At 31.5% G+C, this 19,539-nt stretch carries 18 protein-coding genes; 8 read left to right on the top strand and 10 right to left on the bottom strand.

The features are described 5' to 3' along the window. Window positions 1–56: 56 nt before the first annotated feature. On the bottom strand, window positions 57–1,004 hold the full coding sequence (gene corA / locus M4L39_RS08740; RefSeq protein WP_277581666.1) for a magnesium/cobalt transporter CorA: 948 nt from the start codon (window positions 1,002–1,004) through the stop codon (window positions 57–59). A gap of 151 nt (window positions 1,005–1,155) precedes the next feature. Here corA and M4L39_RS08735 point away from each other — a divergent pair, with 151 nt between their 5' ends. After that, on the top strand, window positions 1,156–1,623 hold the full coding sequence (locus tag M4L39_RS08735) for a thioesterase family protein (protein ID WP_277581665.1): 468 nt from the start codon (window positions 1,156–1,158) through the stop codon (window positions 1,621–1,623). Window positions 1,624–1,638: 15 nt separating this feature from the next. After that, window positions 1,639–2,040 carry a hypothetical protein gene (locus tag M4L39_RS08730; RefSeq protein WP_277581664.1) on the top strand — a complete coding sequence of 134 codons (402 nt, stop codon included), beginning with the start codon at window positions 1,639–1,641 and terminating at the stop codon, window positions 2,038–2,040. A gap of 114 nt (window positions 2,041–2,154) precedes the next feature. Here the strand turns inward: M4L39_RS08730 and M4L39_RS08725 are convergent, their stop codons facing one another. Continuing rightward, window positions 2,155–3,054, bottom strand: coding sequence for an alpha/beta hydrolase fold domain-containing protein (locus M4L39_RS08725; protein WP_277581663.1), 900 nt, complete (start codon window positions 3,052–3,054; stop codon window positions 2,155–2,157). Window positions 3,055–3,333: 279 nt separating this feature from the next. Between M4L39_RS08725 and M4L39_RS08720 the strand changes: the two genes are divergently transcribed. Further along, window positions 3,334–3,975 (top strand): hypothetical protein, encoded by a 642-nt coding sequence (locus M4L39_RS08720; RefSeq protein WP_277581662.1) that lies wholly within the window; start codon window positions 3,334–3,336, stop codon window positions 3,973–3,975. A 144-nt stretch (window positions 3,976–4,119) separates the two neighbouring features. On the opposite strand, the gene M4L39_RS08715 is transcribed toward M4L39_RS08720, so the two are convergent. Together M4L39_RS08715 and M4L39_RS08710 are read right to left on the bottom strand one after the other, a co-directional pair. Continuing rightward, window positions 4,120–6,021 (bottom strand): DHA2 family efflux MFS transporter permease subunit, encoded by a 1,902-nt coding sequence (locus tag M4L39_RS08715; RefSeq protein WP_277581661.1) that lies wholly within the window; start codon window positions 6,019–6,021, stop codon window positions 4,120–4,122. A gap of 12 nt (window positions 6,022–6,033) precedes the next feature. After that, complete coding sequence (locus M4L39_RS08710) at window positions 6,034–6,681, bottom strand: HlyD family secretion protein (protein WP_277581660.1); 648 nt, start codon at window positions 6,679–6,681, stop codon at window positions 6,034–6,036. A gap of 128 nt (window positions 6,682–6,809) precedes the next feature. On the opposite strand from M4L39_RS08710, the gene M4L39_RS08705 reads away from it, so the two are divergent. Next, on the top strand, window positions 6,810–7,358 hold the full coding sequence (locus M4L39_RS08705) for a TetR/AcrR family transcriptional regulator (protein WP_277581659.1): 549 nt from the start codon (window positions 6,810–6,812) through the stop codon (window positions 7,356–7,358). 116 nt (window positions 7,359–7,474) lie between these two features. Here the strand turns inward: M4L39_RS08705 and M4L39_RS08700 are convergent, their stop codons facing one another. The 3 genes from M4L39_RS08700 to M4L39_RS08690 form a co-directional block, all read right to left on the bottom strand. Then, window positions 7,475–8,686: a multidrug effflux MFS transporter gene (locus M4L39_RS08700; protein ID WP_277581658.1), complete on the bottom strand. Its 1,212-nt coding sequence runs from the start codon at window positions 8,684–8,686 to the stop codon at window positions 7,475–7,477. 254 nt (window positions 8,687–8,940) lie between these two features. Then, the gene (locus M4L39_RS08695) at window positions 8,941–10,332 is read right to left on the bottom strand and encodes a zinc ribbon domain-containing protein (protein ID WP_277581657.1); all 1,392 of its coding nucleotides are present in this window, start codon (window positions 10,330–10,332) and stop codon (window positions 8,941–8,943) included. A 371-nt stretch (window positions 10,333–10,703) separates the two neighbouring features. Continuing rightward, window positions 10,704–11,168, bottom strand: coding sequence for a MarR family winged helix-turn-helix transcriptional regulator (locus M4L39_RS08690; RefSeq protein WP_277581656.1), 465 nt, complete (start codon window positions 11,166–11,168; stop codon window positions 10,704–10,706). A gap of 216 nt (window positions 11,169–11,384) precedes the next feature. Between M4L39_RS08690 and M4L39_RS08685 the strand changes: the two genes are divergently transcribed. Beyond that, on the top strand, window positions 11,385–12,356 hold the full coding sequence (locus M4L39_RS08685; protein WP_277581655.1) for a YdcF family protein: 972 nt from the start codon (window positions 11,385–11,387) through the stop codon (window positions 12,354–12,356). A 118-nt stretch (window positions 12,357–12,474) separates the two neighbouring features. On the opposite strand, the gene M4L39_RS08680 is transcribed toward M4L39_RS08685, so the two are convergent. Together M4L39_RS08680 and M4L39_RS08675 are read right to left on the bottom strand one after the other, a co-directional pair. After that, window positions 12,475–13,143, bottom strand: a complete 669-nt coding sequence (locus M4L39_RS08680; RefSeq protein WP_277581654.1) for an ABC transporter ATP-binding protein — start codon at window positions 13,141–13,143, stop codon at window positions 12,475–12,477. Then, window positions 13,143–14,195 carry an ABC transporter permease gene (locus M4L39_RS08675; protein ID WP_277581653.1) on the bottom strand — a complete coding sequence of 351 codons (1,053 nt, stop codon included), beginning with the start codon at window positions 14,193–14,195 and terminating at the stop codon, window positions 13,143–13,145. Before M4L39_RS08675 ends, M4L39_RS08680 begins: the two co-directional genes overlap by 1 nt. A gap of 154 nt (window positions 14,196–14,349) precedes the next feature. Here M4L39_RS08675 and M4L39_RS08670 point away from each other — a divergent pair, with 154 nt between their 5' ends. Both M4L39_RS08670 and M4L39_RS08665 read left to right on the top strand, forming a co-directional pair. Continuing rightward, window positions 14,350–15,024 carry a response regulator transcription factor gene (locus M4L39_RS08670; protein WP_277581652.1) on the top strand — a complete coding sequence of 225 codons (675 nt, stop codon included), beginning with the start codon at window positions 14,350–14,352 and terminating at the stop codon, window positions 15,022–15,024. After that, on the top strand, window positions 15,017–16,384 hold the full coding sequence (locus M4L39_RS08665) for a HAMP domain-containing sensor histidine kinase (protein ID WP_277581651.1): 1,368 nt from the start codon (window positions 15,017–15,019) through the stop codon (window positions 16,382–16,384). Before M4L39_RS08670 ends, M4L39_RS08665 begins: the two co-directional genes overlap by 8 nt. 89 nt (window positions 16,385–16,473) lie before the next feature. Here the strand turns inward: M4L39_RS08665 and mqo are convergent, their stop codons facing one another. After that, on the bottom strand, window positions 16,474–17,952 hold the full coding sequence (gene mqo / locus M4L39_RS08660) for a malate dehydrogenase (quinone) (RefSeq protein ID WP_277581650.1): 1,479 nt from the start codon (window positions 17,950–17,952) through the stop codon (window positions 16,474–16,476). A gap of 388 nt (window positions 17,953–18,340) precedes the next feature. Between mqo and M4L39_RS08655 the strand changes: the two genes are divergently transcribed. Continuing rightward, window positions 18,341–19,498, top strand: coding sequence for a glycosyltransferase family 4 protein (locus M4L39_RS08655; protein WP_277581649.1), 1,158 nt, complete (start codon window positions 18,341–18,343; stop codon window positions 19,496–19,498). Window positions 19,499–19,539 lie beyond the last annotated feature (41 nt).

Here is a 19,539-nt window from a genome sequence, read left to right as displayed (position 1 = left end):
TCCTTATTATGTTCGTTCTATTATTTAAAACATTACCTATATTTTCAAATATAACATTAAAACCATTTTTCTTTTTTAAAATAAAATATACTACCTATACTAATCGCTAACATAATCGCAAGTATAATGTAATAACCATAATGCCACTTAAGTTCTGGCATATTTGAAAAATTCATTCCATATATACCTGTAATTAATGTTAGAGGGAGGAATACAACAGATACTAAAGTAAGGATTTGCATAATGCTATTCATCTTATAATATGAATATGATGAATAATTATCTCTTATTTCTTCTGTCATTTCTTGTGATAAGTTCATTATATTTTCTTGTTTAATCATATGATCGTCTATATGTTGAATATACATATGATTTTTATCATCTACAAGTAATTGACTGCTTTCTTTCATATTCTCTACTAATTCTCTCATTGGATATATAATACGCTTTAATTTTATGATTTTTGAACGTATTTTAAATACATCATCCATTATTGCTTTAGTTGAGCTGCCATGTGTTTCTCGATCTTCTAAACCATATACTTTATTTTCTATATCATAAATCAATTCAAAATAAGTATCTACAAGTTCATCCAAAATATAAAGAATCACATCTGAAGCATCTAAATCCACTTCATAATGACTTGAGATATAATGTTCTACTTCTTGTAATACATCAAAAGGTTTATGATGATATGTAATTAACATGTTGTCTTTAATGAACAAATTCAGGACTTTATCTCCAGTATAATGCGAATCAACACTATGAAACACTATGTACTGATAAGTGTCATAAATTTTATATTTAGCCCTCGGCGTCCCATTTACTGTATCATCGATTTCAAGCTGGTTAAAATTAAAATATGATTGTAGCATCTCGTTTTCTTCGTCAGATGGATCATTAAAATCACACCAGATAAAAGTAGCTGATTCAGGAATTTCTTTAAAGTGATTAACTTGGGTTAAAGATTTTTCGGAAGTCTGATATTTTATTGTTACACTCATAATTTCCCTCCTCAAACCATTTCTTCTATTTTACCATGAAATACATTGTATGTATGGTTTGCATAGTTTTAGTTATTTTTCTTTAGAAAATATATTTACATGTTAAAATTCAACTATTACTTTTGTTTTTAACAACCAAGGAGCTGTTCACATGAAAAAGCCTTTTACAGTAGTACAAACTGTTGCTAAAGAAATGATTGACCATAACGGACACGTGCATGATGCGAACTACAATATGGTTTTTAGCGATGCAATTAACCAATTTAACTATCAGCATGGTTTGTCACTTCAAGAACGAAAAGTGTTAAATTATACAATGTTCACCGTTGAAGAACATACTGCTTATTTATCAGAATTAATTGAAGATGACCAATTCGTCATTAGCGTATATATATATAATTATGATGTTAAAAGAGTACATTTCTTCTCGATAATGAAACAACAAGATGGGACTACTGTTGCTACAAACGAAGCTATGATGTTAGGGATTAGCAGAGCGACTAAAAAATCCGCCCCATTTCCTCAACACTATTTGAATCAAATTGTAAGCTATTATGATAATCAAGAACGCATCAACTGGCCGAAACAATTAGGTCATCGTATCAATATTCCACAATAAGGAGATGTATATTTCATGTCACAAAGTATAAGAGAAATCGTACAATTACAGCTTTATGATTTATTCGATAATACTAAATTTGAACTTAGTGAACTCAATCAAAATAAAAGTCTCGTTATTAATGGTCCTGACAGCAAACTCATTAAGCGTGGTTTAGATATAAGCTATCTGCAAGGTCAAAAGAAAGCAATCGACGCCATTCATACACTTTTAAACACATATACAGATGAGCGTACATTCATTGATCATTATAGTAATTACGCGCTTATTACTTCAGAAGAATTTGAAACCTCTGCTGCTAACTTTAGTTCAATGGGTGAACCTCAAGATGAATTCGAGTTATTTTTAGCAACCCATTATAACTTAATGGGACAAAAACTTGTGATTGATACAATTAGCACACTTATAAATACTTAAACGCAATAAAACAGTTCCAATTTATGTGAAAAATTGGAACTGTTTTATTTTATTATATTTATGCTTGCCTTTATAAGTTGGCATTTCACTTAAATCAAATGACTTTTTCGTACATTACACATCAATTGTATTAACGATTTGCTTAACAACTTTATGGGACTCTCTGATAGGCAATAGTTCAAACGCATGAACCATATTTTTATATTCATAAAAATGAATTGGTTGTTGATGCTCTTCTAAAAGATAAACCAACCTTTTCATATCTGGTTGATAAATTTCACGAGTACCACCAAACATAAATATAGGTGGTAAATTAGTTAAATTCCCATTAATAGGTGAAACTTTAGGTTCATCTAGTGATACATCTTTTGACCAATGACCCATAATTTTTTGAATACCATACTTATTTAGAATAACATCTTTCTTTTCTAATTCTTCTGTAATTGCTTCGTTTTGTAGATGTGCATCTAGTAGCGGAGAAAGTAAATAAAGTTTGTTTGGTAAAGGGTGTTGTTTCTCTTGCAATTGCTGTACAAAGCCTAATGCCAATGTACCACCTGTTCCATCACCCATAATGACAATTTCATCACTACTCACCTCGGACAATAATTGATTATACACTTCAAAAATAGCACTGTATGTGTCATCAATATAGAACTCAGGCGCCTTAGGATAAATTGGCATAACAATTTCATGTAATGTACTCAATGCAAGCTTATCCATTAATCTCCAATGAAATGCTGACGGTTGCAATACATTATAGCCACCGTGTATATATAATATTTTTTTCTTGCGACTATGTCGAAAACAAAATCTGAAAAGTTGCATATCACCTATAGTTTGCTTATCCAAATCAGATTTTACATTTAATGTTTCTGGTTGTTTATGCTTTTTTTCATTCATTTTCAATCTTGTGTCTAAAAATCGTTCGAAATCTTGGTCTTTTTCAAATAAAATTGATCTATGTGGTAATAAATACTTGTTGATAAATTTTGTTGTCAGTCTTGATTTCATTCATAATCAACCCAATCTCTATATTTAATGTACATTTCATCAGAATTGTTTAATATAATTTAGTATTTAAAAATTAATGTTATGGTAAAATTAATACAATGACATAAAAACGGAGATATAATATAATGTAAGTAACATAAAAAATCCCTATTTTAAATGCTATTGAATATAAAATACATTCTATCGATAATTAAAATGTATCAGTTATTAAGCATTATAACAAAACAAAAGTCATAAAATAAGCAGATGCTAATATTAGTTTAGCGAAAGGAGCACCTTATGGCCGAAAAAAACAAACAGTTTGCCGATTTTGAGCACACACTAACCAGCGAGCCTATGCAAAGAGGATCTCAATATGGTAAAAAGAAACTTTCTTGGGTAAACATACTTATCCAACTTATCGTATTAATATTAGTAGCTATTACGGGCTATAGTATGTTTAAAGAACCTATTTTCAATTTAGTTTTTGTAAAAGAAACAATTAACTTCCACCAACTTACAAATTTCCAAGAAACGATCAATAGTTTCTCTAACTTAAATATCAATATTGATAGCATTGACAACCTACAAACAAGTGTCGATCGTTTGATTTTGGTGTTTTATGTATTTTTTATTGCTTGTATCTTAAGTTTAATTCTAACTATTTTTACGATTATATTTAATAGAACTGCATTAAAAATTGTCAATATGTTTGTTATCGCTATTATGTTAGTTATTACATTTGGTTTTTCTTACTTAATTAAAAATATTGCTAGACGTATTGCCGATTCAATGAATCAATATTACGTTTCCGTTAAGCCTATTGATATTTTGACTGAGGCCGATGCAATTCATAATGCGCTCATTCTTTTAGGTTGTAGTATTGCATTGATTATTATTAGTATGCTTTTCAGAAATCGTAAACCTCGTATACGTGCTTAATAACAAAATCATAAGTGTTGGTTCATTAAGTTAATATAATTAAATTTTAAATAGAAAGAACCAATCCATTAGGCTTCTAACGGATTGGTTCTTTTATTTTGAGAATGGCTATTTATATCTTGTTTTTTATATTTTATAGTTACTTTAATTTTCTTTTGATAAATAATGTTCTTTCCCTTTTAAGAAAAGACTCAATATAAATGCAAGCGCACTTAAACCTGTCGCAACTAAGAACGCACTATTCACACCATTAATGGAAGCAATTTTCTGAACAAATTCTAACAATTGTGATGTCGCTAATTGTTCGCCACCCATTGTTTGTGCCATTTCTTGTAAACGATCTTTAATAAATGGATTCGTTTTATCCAAATCTTGTGAATAGGCAGCGATATGTTCAGTTGTTTGTGTTGACATTACAGTCACTAATAACGCTGTACCTATAGAACCTGCAAGTTGTCTTAATGTATTTGATAAAGCATTACCATGCGAAATCAAACGTTGTGGCAAGGAGTTCATGCCTGCAGTCATTATCGGCATCATGATAAAACTCATACCAAATGAACGAATCATATAAACTATCATTAAGTGTGTATACGTTGTATTCGTACTCAGTTTCGACAATTCCCAAGTTGCGTAAGTCATAATCCCTGTACCTATAAGGGCTAACGGTTTAATACCAATTGTATCTAATAACTTACCTGCAATAGGACCCATTAGACCCATAATTAATGCGCCAGGTAATAATAGTAACCCTGAATCCATTGGACTAAATCCTTTTAAGTTTTGTAAATACAGTGGCAATAGAATCATACCACCATATAAACTCATTGTAACAATCATATTGATTACAGTTGTTAATGTGAAACCAGAATATTTTAATACTTCCATATTCAACATCGGCACACGCATTGTAAGTTCTCTAATAACAAAGGCAATAATAAAGATAACACCTATTACTAATGAAATTAACACGATAGGTGAAGTCCATGTATTATTCCCTGCTTCACTGAAACCATATAATAGCGCACCAAAACCAATGGTACTAAAGATAATACCTGGAACATCTGCTTTAGGGTTTGTCGTAACTTGATATACTCTAAACCATATATAACCAATAACTAAGGCTACGAGTCCGATGATAAACATACCATAGAACATAACATTCCATTGATAATTTTCAACGATATATCCAGATAATGTTGGACCAATCGCTGGTGCTAAAATCATTGCTATACCTAACGTTCCCATTGCCGCTCCACGTTTTTCTGGTGGGAATATCGTCATAAATACATTTGTACCCAACGGCATTAATACACCAGCTCCAATGGCTTGCAATACACGTCCTACCATCATCATTCCAAATGAGCCTGATATACCACAGACTAAAGAGCCTAATGTAAATAATGCCATAGCAACTAAAAAGAGTTTACGATAAGAATATTTATTAAATAAAAACGCACTAATAGGAATCAAAATGCCGTTGACCAACATAAACCCTGTCATTAGCCACTGACCCGTATTCGCAGAAATATTAAAATCAATATTAATTTCTGGTAAAGCAACGTTCAATAACGTTTGGTTTAAAATCGCAATAAACATACCAAAAATCATTGCTACTAAAACTTTGGCTTGTGTAGCCCCTTTACCAAACATAAATGAATTATGTTTTGCTTTTAGTTGTTCATTAACTTGTGCTTCTTCTGAATTTGGATTTATCGTTTCATGATCAGAATCAGTTTGTTGTTGTGTTTCTTCTGTTTCTGCATTGATTATTTCATTTTCATCATCAAGCACATCAGAATCTGATAAAACATTTTCACTTGTATGATGTATTGTTTCAGATTGTTTCATTGTTTCGCTAGATTTTTCATTGTCTCTTATATTAAATTTAGATTGATAATTTTCATTTGATGTATTATTTTCATGCTTAACATGTTCCATTTGTCGCATTGATTTCTTCTTATTACTTTTAGTTATAAATAGATTCAATAATCCGACAAGAATGAGCGCTATGACTACGTAAATAATAATGAAGGCCATTGTCATTTCAAGCCCTCCTTAGTTTTTATGAATTTTAACTTCAGCGTTCATTCCTGGAACAACATTATTAGATGGTTTTGAATCTAGTGAGATTTTAACAGGTACTACTTGAGAAACTTTAGTATAGTTACCATCACTATTAGTTGAAGGCATCATAGAAAAACTTGACGCTGTTGCTTTACCAACTTCTTCTACTTTACCTTTAAGTTCAGCGTCTTCACCGTCTAGTGTTATATTTACATCTTTACCTTCTTCAACATCTGCAATATTTTTTTCATCAACATTTGCAGTAATGTATGAATCATCTAAATTATAAGCATAGGCAATTGGCGTTCCAGCTTGCGCCATTGAACCTTCCATACCATCCGTTTTTACAATTGTGCCGTCTTGAGGCATTTTAATATCCATTTCTTGTGATTGGCCATCTTCACCTTTTGTTGCAATTTCTGCAACTTTGTCGCCTTTACTTAACTTCTCATTATTCTTAACGTCAAAAGATTTGATTTCGCCTGCTGCTGGAGCTGAAACTTTAATTTGTTCTCCGTCAACTTTGGCATTATCTGTACTAACAAATCCTGTAGCTTGATTATAAAAGTGGAAACCAACTACTCCTATTATTACAAGAACTACAATGGTAATGACATTAATTAACACCATTTTCTTCATTACACTTTCCTCCTATTTGCTTTTAAAATTCACCTTATATATTATAGAGTCATGTTAAATAAAAAAACACCGACACTTCTACTAAATGTGTCGGGTAAGTAATCATATGCTATTTTGAAGGAGATAAAATGAAACAGAAAGCTAAAAATAAAATCATTCGAAATATGATTATCCTATTAGAAGAACATCCATTTGAACATATTACTATTAAAATGATTTGCGCTTATAGCGGTGTCAACAGAACGACATTCTATGATTATTTTGTAGATAAATACGAGCTTTTATCTACAATTCAAACTTATCACCTAAAAAAGTATATAAAATTATCAGATGTTTTATACAATAGTTTTGAACACAAAGAAATCAACTACGCTAAATTATATAAATTTTTCAAAGTTATTCTGAACTATATCCATCGTCATTATGGCTTCTTTCACGCAATATTTGTCACACACCCAAATCGCGACTTATTTAGCGATTATGTTAAAGAAACCAAAATTACTTATACAAAAATGTTAGATGATTATACGACCGTGTCTAATAAAAAACAATTTGTTACGTATGCTATCGGTGGGCAGCTTGGTATTATTTACTACTGGATACGTGAAGGTTGTATGGAATCACCAAATGAAATGGCACAAATTTTACTTGCAAATGTAATTAAATTAGGGCGTTAATACTTATCATCACTTTCGTATTACAATATTTCTAAGATATAGAAAATAAAAACGACTGCTAGGTATCCACTAAAGAATCTAACAGCCGTTTTTTATTTTCTATTTATTTAATTTTACTATTTAGGAGCTACACGCTTAAATACATAATAATTTATTAATTGAAGTGTAATCAACAATATCCCTACTATCAATATGATTGTAACATAGGGGATATAACTATCTTCCCCCATCACACCTACCAGTGGCGACACCAGCCCACCTATTAAGAATTGAACTAATCCTAATAAGCTAGATGCACTTCCATTGCCACCTGTGTTCTCATCCATTGCAATTGAGAAGCCTAGTGTCGCTACACCTGTAACAGGAGCCACAAGAATAATAAAACCTATAAACAATAGCCAGATAGATAGATGCATGTATAAAATAATGCTTATCCACGAAATACCCACTAATTGAATAATTGTTAATACACGTAAAAGAACTTGTCTATCAATATAATCCACTAATTTACCTGTCAATTGACTAGAAATAATTAGACTCACACCCACGGATGCAAACATAAGACTAAATTGCTGAGCAGACATGTCATAAATACGTTGTGCAATAAAAGGAGAAGCAGAAATATAACTAAACAAAATAACGAATGTCACACCTTGTATAAGCATAGGTAATACAAATCGAGGTGTAGCTAATAACTGTTTGAAATTTTTGAAGATACTAACAAGATGTGGACTATCTCGTTGCTCAGTTGACAACGACTCTTTGATATTAAATATCGTTCCAAATAACATAAGTAGACCAAATATAGTTAATATGACAAAAACCATACGCCACGTAGAAAATGATAAAATCACGCCACCTAATGCTGGTGCTAATACTGGTGCAACACCGTTTACTAACATGAGTAAAGCTAAAAATTTTGTTAATTGTTTTCCAGTGTACAGATCACTTGATATCGCTCTAGAAATCACTGCGCCTGCACCACCACAAAATCCTTGTACAAACCGTAAGGCAATCATCCACCAAATATTATCCACAAAAATAATACCTATACTTGCTAAGGTAAATAATGCCATAGCTACGATAAGTGGTGTCTTTCGTCCTATAGAATCTGATATCGGACCAACAAATAAATTACCTAATGCTAAACCAATCATAAATAAAGATAATGTTAGCTGTGAATTAGATGTTGTTGTATTGAAATCTGATTGTATCTGTGGCAGACCTGGCAAGAACATATCAATAGATAATGCGCCTATCGCAGTTAACGCGCCTAAGATAATAACAAACAGTAAGGAATTCTTGTTTTGCTCTTGATAATTGGACATTTCTATTCTCCTCAATGTTGAAGCGCTAGCAAATTTAGCTACTCATTAACACTTTATATCATATCACTACGATATAAAGTTTATTGCCATTATTATAGCCTTTGCTAACGCAATTTTAAATAGGTGAAGTTAAATTGATATGTAAAAGACAAAGAGAGCGGAAATACGAAATCAAAATTCGAAAATTGATTTCGTATTTCCGCTCCTACTTAGCTGACTAGAAAAAGTACGCTTTGAGTTAAATTTTCAAAAATTTAACTCGCCTCTGAGTACTTCACTACTTTTAGATCATTAGCCTTGTCACTACCCTCAAGTTGATACTCTACCTCACCGTATTGGCCATCTTCTTTTAATGTTTGACCCGTAACATAGAATGTCTTATCTTCTTTTACAATATCGGTAATCTGTGGTTGTTGAAGATAGAATAGCTCATTCGATTTAACATCTTTTTTAGTAGCTTTATATTTTTCAGTATCTTTCTTTAAATAAGATGATACTAAATTAAAGTTACTTTGACTGCGTGCACTAATCATTGCCGCAGTGTAATCACCGAAAAAACTAGATATCTTATTTCTAAAACTATTTTCTTCTTTTTCTTTTTTCTCTACATACTTCTCGATTTCGTCATCATCAAAGTTTAAAGTGACCTTTGTTTTATCTTTGAGGTTATCTGTTTTCACTGTTGTTTCTGCTGATTTAAATGTTTTCTTCTTCGCTTGTCCTTCAGCAGATATTATTATATCTTTTGTTTTAGGATATGGACCAAATTCTTTGGCTTTTGCGTAATCATAAGTTTTGTCATTGATTTTCACTTTAACTGAATCAGTATCTATTTCAGAAGCACCATTTAATTCAACTTGCACATACGCCTCGTTAAAGTCTTCAATAACATCAACTGACTCATTGTTACTATCATTAAAGTTGAAATTAAGATGACCATTAAATTGGCCGTTCGCCATTTCTTTCTTAGCTTCAAGTGTATATTCACCTGGAATGAATTTACCTAAAGAAGTTGGCTTGTTTTTTTCAGCTACTACAGTTTTTTGTTTATCATCTGCCTTAAATTTATAAGTTGTTTCTTGTTTAGGTTTTACAATCGCTTCTTTAGTTGGTGCTGTGAAGCTCATATTATCAAATATTAAATAGCGTGTGCCATTTTTACTGATCCTCAGAACTTTTTCACCATTTTTAGCTGTGACAAAATCTGAATTCTTTGTATCATTTTTGTTCAATTTCGCAATTTTACTATTTACATCTTTCACGAAGTTATCCATTCCAACTTCGTTTTTTATGTATTTAATATAAGCTTCAGCTTCATTTTCATCAACACTGTTATTTTGGGTGCTCAAAAGCGTTGAAAGTTTTTGCGTATCATTATTATCTACTGCATTTATTATAATCTCTGATTGTGCTTCAGGTGAATTAAAGTTTCTTACTAAGAAAAAAACAATGATAAGTAAGATAAGGATAAAGAATGCAATCCCAAAAGGAATAATTTTACGTGCGTTAATGTTCGCTGTTTTTTTATTTATTTTTGTTGAGCGTGTCATTTTTTCTGAATCGCTTTGTTTTGCTCGATACCCGCAATGACTACATCTTCTCTGCCCGTTTCTTAAGTTTTCTCCACACTTTGGACATTTTTGCATTTTATCACCTCTTTATCCTCGATTTTACACTATCCCGTTATTTTAACACATTATAGAATGAAACTATATGTCAGATTATTACTGTATCTACGCATAATTGGACTATCATAACAGTATATTTATAAGCTATAACATTTATTATATGTGTGCTACTTAAAAATTGATATACGCATTTAGTCTAATGCTTGGTTTTTTCTATTGAATGACCTAATGTTCAAAACAATATGTCTAAAAAATCTATAACTCAATGACTTATAAAACAAAAGCGGCTACTTGTCATCCTAGTTTGGATGCTGACAGTCACTTAACAAGACTAACCTTTAACTCAATGTGTTTTTAAAATACGCGCTACATACTTATATTAATTCATGTTACGAATGATGTTTAATATTAAAGTTCTTCAGTCTTTGATCAATAATTTCCAACACATAACGCGCTTGTTCAATTTCATCATCTGATAAATCATGAAGTATATCGCTCACTATGTCATTAATTATAGACTTACTTTTTCTATTAAATTGTTTGCCCTTCTCCGTTAATTTAATATATTTTAACCGTTGATCTCCTGTATCTTCAGATTTATCCCATTGTACAACCTCAGCATGAATTAGTTTTTTTATTCTTCGGCTAACGGCAGCTTTATTTACGCCTTGACGTTCTGTGATTTCTGTTAAAGTCATCGTTTTTCCATTTTCAAGCATTAATATAACATTTGCCTGTTCTTTTGATACGTTGTACTCTTCTCTTAATGCCTTTAATAATTTAGCTAATAATGTATTTACATCATCTATAAATTCACCCATGAACTCTATATGACTATTTAAATTTTTCACCATTGGTTGCACCTCTTCAATCTCCACTATATGTAATATCATTTTATAATTTGTTATATTAATAGTATCAATATTTTAACGCCTATAAAAGTTTAAAAATATAATGCAACCATTTATTGATATTGCATGTTGCTTAATATTGATAGTAATGTCATATACATTTGCTTATTTTAATGGATTCAACTACATTTAATATACTATAAAATTCTGGGGTGAAACATGAATATTCTAGCACTACTCTGTAGTTTATTGATAGTACTTATTTTCGTAAGTATGTATTTAAATTTAAAATATTTTGCAAATATCAATATTTTTATTTCCCAGGTAATATTAGGTTATATTGTAATTATATTACGTATTGGGTCTCATCATATCCCTATAGATATAATTGCTGTGATGATTATTGGTTTCTTATTAGTACATTTAAAACACAAACATATATTGCAATATCGTATGAGCGCACTTTTTTTAAAACGACTCTATCGCTTATCTTTTAAAGTCATCGTTTTCACACTTGCTTGTGCCTACATTAGCTTGCTACCGTTCGCATTTAATGTTGTATTTCTATGGCTAGCAGCGATTACCTTTAGTGCGATTTTCACTTTTATTTGTTATGTATCTTGCGCTTCTTGTTATTTAAATCAGAAACATATTGCAAAATTTGATACGATACTCGTCTTAGGCGCAGGTATTTTTAATGAACATGTCCCGCCTATGCTAGCTAGTAGATTAGATCGAGCATTAGTATTATATAATCAACAACCTAACGCGCAATTAATCGTAAGTGGTGGACAAGGTCCGGATGAACCTATATCTGAAGCTTTGGCCATGTTTCGTTACTTAGTTGATCGTGGTGTGAATCCTGCTCAAATTTTAATGGAAGATGCGTCTACAAGTACATACGAAAACATTAAATTCACAAAAGCACTGATACAACAGTCATTTGACGCAAAACCTAAGGTTGTCTGTGTTACAAGTCAATTTCATATTATGCGTGCAGTCCGCTTCGGCCAAAAATTAGACCTTAAACTAAAAGGCGTTGGAAGTCATACGCCTTATCACTTTTTTGAAGTTGCCTTAATTAGAGACTTTTTAGCCTTAATGTATCAATACAAATTATTGCTAACAGTCTACTTTGCTACATTGTTCTTCGCTTGTATTTTTGCATTATGGTACATCCCTACTTCGTAGATATATCTATAAAAAACAAACCAAATGCTATTATAGCATTTGGTTTGTCAACGTTCTTAAAAGATGATTTGGGATTCTTATCTTCCAAGCGCTTCATATGGAATTAAACTTTTATAGATTATGAATTCACTATTACTCCGTTATCTAATTCAATTACTCTGTCTGCATACTCAAATAATCGCTTATCGTGGGTAATCATTATACCTATCATTTTTTTACTTTGTATTTGATTTTTAATCATATGAATAACTTCTGTTGCACGTTCTGCATCTAAACTCGCTGTAGGTTCATCTGCAAGTATAATTTTGGGACTGTTCATCAATGCTCTCATAATTGCTACACGCTGTTTCTCCCCGCCAGATAACATATGTGGGAATACATTTAAACGGTGTTCTAACCCTATTTGTTTTAATAACATTTCCGCTCTTTGATTAGCATCATTTTTAGACATTCCAGCTTCTCTGCCTATTGTCGTTAATTGTGCTTTCACTTTTAAATAAGGTACTAAATGTGAAGATTGAAATATAAATCCAATTTCATTCAATCTTAATTCTGATGCTTTTTTATCTCCTGCATATAATGGAGATTCATTATATAAAATGTCACCACTATTTTGTGAGAGTAAACCACCTAAAATAGTAAGCAATGTTGTCTTACCTGAACCTGACGCACCATTTAATATTACGAATTCCCCATCATTCACTTCAAAATTTATTCCTTTTAATACAGGTGTTTCTGATGGACCTTTACCAAATGTTTTTTTAATATCTTTTACTTGTAAACTCATTATTCTCCACCTCCGATTGCTTCAATAGGGTCTACTTTAAACAGTTTAATGAATGATAATACTGCACCTATAATCGCTACTACAATAAATACGCCTACGACTAATAATAGATTAGATAGTGTTACGTGGAATGGCATTGATACTGGCATAATTAATGATAAACCACTCACGAATCCTACAGAAATCAAAACGCCGATCATAGTAGTAATTAATATTTGAATTAATAACGCACTTAATAAATGTTTTGTTTTGATTCCAATTGCTTTCAAGATACCAATTTCCGGTATTTTTTGAATCGTCATAACGTAGAAGAATGCGCTAAGTACTATCGCTGAAATCACGAACAAACTTACAATCATCATATTTAATGGCGCTTGTTCTGCTTGATAACTTGGTATTTCACTTGTAATATCATCTTCTGTAAATACTTTGACATCTGAAATTTTATTTACTTCATCTTGTTGTTTAGCTGTTAAGTCTTTAACAGGATAAACTGTGCTCACTTGTTGGTTCAAGTTGTCGAATCCACTATCATTCATCATCACAACTGAACTATGTGAATGCATCGTATCGTTGATAACACCTGACACTCTTAATTCTTTACCATCTTTTACTTCAACCATATCACCAACGTTTATACCTTCGGCAGTCAGCTTGCTGTTGATTGCAAATTCATTATCTTTTGTTGGATAACTACCTTCTGCTAATTCAGGCTTGTCATTGTCTACCGTATTAGTCATCACCACATCTTCTTCGGTTTTATTAATTTTTAATGTTTGTGACGCTAATTTTAATGGTTCTTGATTTGTAATATCTTCAATTTTCTTTTGTTGTTCTGGTTTGATAATTGATTTCTCAATTTGTGGTTGCTTATTGTCCTGTAAAACATATTTTTCAGTTTTCATGTTGTCTAACATCGATATATTTTCTCTCGCTAATCCCTGCGCTAGTCCACTAATAAATAGAACCATAACACCTAGTAATAAAATGATTAACATAATTAAAATATAACGGAATTTATAATATTTTATCTCCTGCCATGCTAATTTCATCATTTCCACTCCTTCTCTAAAACTTATATCTAGAGTTTATCCTTCTTATGTGAACTCAATATGAACTCATGTTCTTTTTTTAAAACTTTTGTGATTTGTGAAGTCTTTTAGTAACGTTTATAATGACATTAAAATGAAGAAGGAGACATTGCCCATGACAACTTGTCTAATAGTCGATGATGACAAAAAAATATTAGAGTATGTTTCTAATTATATTAGTCGTGAAGGATTAGAAACAATTACGCAATCAAGCGCTGAAGATGCATTGTCCTACCTAGAATCAAATCAAGTAGACATTGCTATTGTAGATATTATGATGGGTGGCATGAGCGGTTTTGAGCTATGTAAGATTTTAAAAGAAGATTACGATATGCCAGTTATCATGTTAACTGCGCGTGATGCTTTAAGTGATAAAGAACAAGCTTACTTAACAGGCACGGATGACTATGTCACGAAACCTTTCGAAGTAAAAGAACTCATTTTCAGAATTAAAGCTGTGCTTAAGCGCTATAACATTAATGCTAATAGTGAAATTACTATTGGCAACCTTACGCTTAATCAAGCGTATTTAGAACTACAAACAGCTTCTAAAACAATGAATTTGCCTAATAAAGAATTCCAATTATTATTTATTCTTGCTTCTCATCCAAGACAAGTTTTTAATCGTGATGATTTAATAGAAAAAATATGGGGATTTGATTATGAAGGTGATGAACGCACTGTCGATGTTCATATTAAACGCCTTAGAAAAAGGCTTGAAAAACTGGAAGCTTCAGTAACGATTCATACAGTGCGTGGATTGGGTTATAAGGTGGATGATCATGTTTAAATCACTCTATACACGTATTGCAGTATATACTATTGTTGTTATGCTCTTCAGTGCAATAGTCAGTTTTTTATGTACAAATATTATTTATCATAATTTTTTGAAAGAAAATAATGATGCTAAGATTATGCGCACTTTAAAAGATTCGATGGAATATCAAAAGGAATCAAAAATTGATAGTCCTTCACCATTTTTCAAACATTTAGGTGAAATGAACTATCAAATTATGACTATTTCAGAAAATGGAAAAAGAACATACTATGGTGAAGCATTCAGAAAAGATAATATAACTCATCAAGATGTTCAAAGTGTATTAAATGGTAATGATTATCATGGTATTAAAAATTTGCCATACGCTCCTATTATTACTGGTTTTTTTGAAAACACTACTCAAAACACAGTAGGTATTACTTTTGAGTCTAAGGGTCAAAACTATGCCGTCTTCATGAGACCTGATATTGGTAAAACATTTAGCGAATTCAGAATATTCTTAGCGATATTAATATCGTTATTACTTATTATTTCTATCATCCTAGTTATTTCTTCAACTTATACATTAATTAAACCAATTCAACAATTGAAAAATGCGACAGAACGGCTTATGCAAGGTAACTTTGACTCAGCAATTAAAATTACCCGTAAAGATGAATTAGGCACATTACAATATCGATTTGATAAGATGCGACTTTCATTAAAACAATTAGATGATATGAGACAACATTTCGTTCAGAACGTTTCTCATGAGATCAAAACACCGTTAACACATGTTCATCACCTACTTGATCAACTCAAATTCGCTAAAAGCAATCAAGAACGTGAGCGCTATATTGATGATATTTACCAGATCACTACACAACTTAGCGAATTAACAAAAGAACTTTTACTGTTATCAGAAATTGATAACGGCGCACATCTTGAATTTAAAGACCACATTGAACTTAATCAACTTTTAAAACAAATAATCCGTCATGAACAATTTTCAGCTAATAAAAAAGATTTAATCATCATGTCAGATTTAGCAAATATTGAAATGACTGGGAACGAACGCTTATTACATCAAGCATTCCAAAACCTCATTACAAATGCCATTAAATATTCAATTCAAGGTGGCACGATAGATATTATACTTAAACAAGGTTTTGATTCTATTAAATGTACGATTACAGACGATGGTCAGGGTATGACTGAAGAAACTCAATCTCGATTGTTCGAGCGTTTTTATAAAGCAAGTAATCATGACAATAGTAATGGTTTAGGACTTGCTATCGCTAAAGCCATTTTTGAACTTCACGGTGGCGCGATATCCATTGAAAGTGAAAAAAACAAGGGTACTACATTCTCTATCGAAATACGTAAAAGTTAAAACAAAAGCGCACGGTTAACCTAGTATGATACTAGGTTAACCGTGCGCTTATTTTCATTGCTTGTATTCAAATCAATACTAAGACGATACTAATTTATTTTTAAATTTTTCGTGATTTCTTTATTCAATTTCGTATAAAGTGCTTCATTTTCTGATAGTTTCATGCCATATGAAGGAACCATTGTTTTCACTTTATCTTCCCATTGTTTAAATTCCTCACCATAGCAGCGTTTAAGTATATCAAGCATAATATCTACTGCTGTAGAAGCCCCTGGCGACGCCCCTAACAATGCAGACAATGAACCGTCTTCAGAAGTTATAACTTCTGTGCCAAATTGCAATGTCCCTTTACCATTTTCTGTATCTTTTATAACTTGCACACGTTGGCCAGCTACAACAATTTCCCAATCTTCACTCTTAGCATTAGGAACAAATTGACGTAAGTCTTCCATACGTTCTTCATTAGAAAGCGTAAGTTGTGAAATTAAATATTTTGTTAAGCTCATTTCTTTAATTCCTGCAGACAGCATTGTAATTAAATTGTTTGGTTTCACAGACTTAATTAAATCCATATTTGAACCAGTTTTCATGAATTTAGGTGAAAATCCAGCAAATGGACCAAATAATATTGTACGTTTGCCATCTATGTAACGTGTGTCTAAATGCGGTACTGACATTGGTGGCGCTCCTACTGAAGCTTTTCCATATACTTTAGCAAGATGTTGTGTTGTAATAGCTTCATCTTTACATACTAAGAACAAACCACTTACAGGGAATCCACCAACATGTTTAGATTCTTTAATACCTGTTTTTTGTAGCAATTGTAAACTTGCCCCACCGGCGCCGATGAATACGAAATCACTTTCAACAAATGTCACGATGTCTGTTTGTAAATCTTTAACTTTCATCTCCCAAACACCGTCTTCACGCTGTTTAAGATCTTGTACTTCATGTTCATAATTTAATTCAACTTGCTTTTCTTCTAAGTTTTCAAATAACTTTTTAGTTAGCGCACCGAAGTTAACATCTGTGCCAGTTTTATCATAACTCATTGCCATTGGTATATGAGATTTACGACCTTCCATCATCAATGGTACCCAATCAGCTATTTTATCTTTATTATCAGTAATTTCCATGTTACTGAATAGAATGTTTTTGTTTAATCTGTCTACACGTCTTTTTAAGTAATCTACGTTACGGACACCTTGTACAAAACTCATATGAGGTACAGGCTTAATAAACGCCTCAGGTTGCGTAAGTTGACCTTGTTTAACTAAGTAATTCCAAAATTGTTTTGTAACTTGGTATTGTTCATTAATTTTTACGGCCTTATTTATATCTATTGAACCATCTTTATTTTCTTTTGTATAATTCAACTCACATAATGCAGAATGACCTGTTCCTGCATTGTTCCACCCATTAGAACTTTCTTCTGCTGGCGTAGATAACCTTTCATACATCTTAATCTCTTTCTCTGGTGCGAGTTCTTTTAATATAGTTCCTAATGTTGCGCTCATGATACCGCCACCAATTAAGATGACATCTGTTTTGCTATGTTTTGTGCTCATAACAAACACAGTCCCCCTTTTATATATGTTTATAGAAACGTTATCTTTATCCTTTTTAAAATGAGATGAAGCGTTTTCTATAACTAAAAAATAAAAAACCTTGCCGTTATAATTGATTAAAATGTAAAAATAACGAAATATATCTTTATACTTCTCTAATTATATACGTAATTGCCCTATGAAAAAAGGGCTTTCAGTAATTCTACACAAATTTTGTTAATATGTGTTAACCAAACTGTTAGTTAAAAGATCTATTATATCTTCTAAAAAGACGTTAATGTGCTTTTTAAATACTGAAATAAGTTTGATACTACCAATAAAAACACATCATACATTTCATGATATAATGAATTCTAATTTAAGTTAAGAAACATTTGGAGGTTTTCCGATGAAATCAATCACTTTTTTCATGCATAATATCTATGCCATGGGAGGTACTGTAAAATCTATTTCACAATTAGCGAATACACTAGCTAAAAAAGGTCATAAAGTCGAAATCATTTCTATATTTAAAGGTGATATAAAACCTTATTTCGAACTTCATGATTCTATCGTTATAAAACCTTTAACCAATTATCAGTTGCACCCTAAAAATTTCAAAGATTTACTTTTTAACCGTATTAATAAATACACTTCAGTTTCTAAACCTAAAGTACTTTCAAAAAATGAACCAGGTTTAAACCAGTTTTCACGTTATATAGAGAAAAAGATGATTAAATCCATCCGTAAAATTGATACAGACGTTCTAATCGGGACTAGAGCTAGTTTTAATATACTGATTGCAAAATATGCACGAAACAACATTGAAACTATTGGTATGGAGCACATGAACTTTGAAGCCCATCCTGAAGCATTTCAACAAGAGATTATTGATGCATATACCTATTTAGATAAAGTTACTACACTTACTACTGTTGATAAAATTAAATATCAATCTTATATTCAAACACCTGTTTATGTAGTGCCAAATATTTTAAATGAACCTAGACTTAATACAGCAAAGGAAAAACTGATTACCGCTGCTGGTCGTTTAGAATATGAAAAAGGGTTTGACTTACTGATTGATAGTATTAATCCCATTCAGCATATCGTCAGAAAATTTGGCTATAAAGTACACATCTTTGGGGAAGGACAAGAAAGAGATGCATTACAACAACTTATTGATCGATATGACTTATCAGATATTGTTTTACTACAAGGCTCAACGCAACAATTAAACGAAAAATTAGCAATTAGTGAAATTACAGTCGTTCCTTCTCGTAACGAAGGCTTCGGCATGGTCATCTTAGAAGCGATGAATCAAAGTAATATTGTAGTCAGCTTTAGTGGAAACGCTGGTCCTGATTCTATTATTAAAAATAACGTAAATGGCTATTTAATTGATTACACGAATGTGACTGAATTGTCGAATAAACTGCGTAGGCTGATTAATCAAGAATTCAAAGAAGAAGTCCTTGTAGAAAATGGTTTCAAAACTGTAGCTGCTTACGCTCCTGAAGCTGTTTATCAACAGTTTTCAAATATGCTTAATTCACAAACATCATAACGCTTAATTCCAAACATAGACAAACCAAATGTTAATTATGA

Source organism: Staphylococcus equorum (assembly GCF_029531845.1).
Taxonomy (GTDB): domain Bacteria; phylum Bacillota; class Bacilli; order Staphylococcales; family Staphylococcaceae; genus Staphylococcus; species Staphylococcus equorum_C.
Note: the sequence above shows the minus strand (reverse complement) of the source record. Positions and strands in the feature narration are given on the sequence as shown.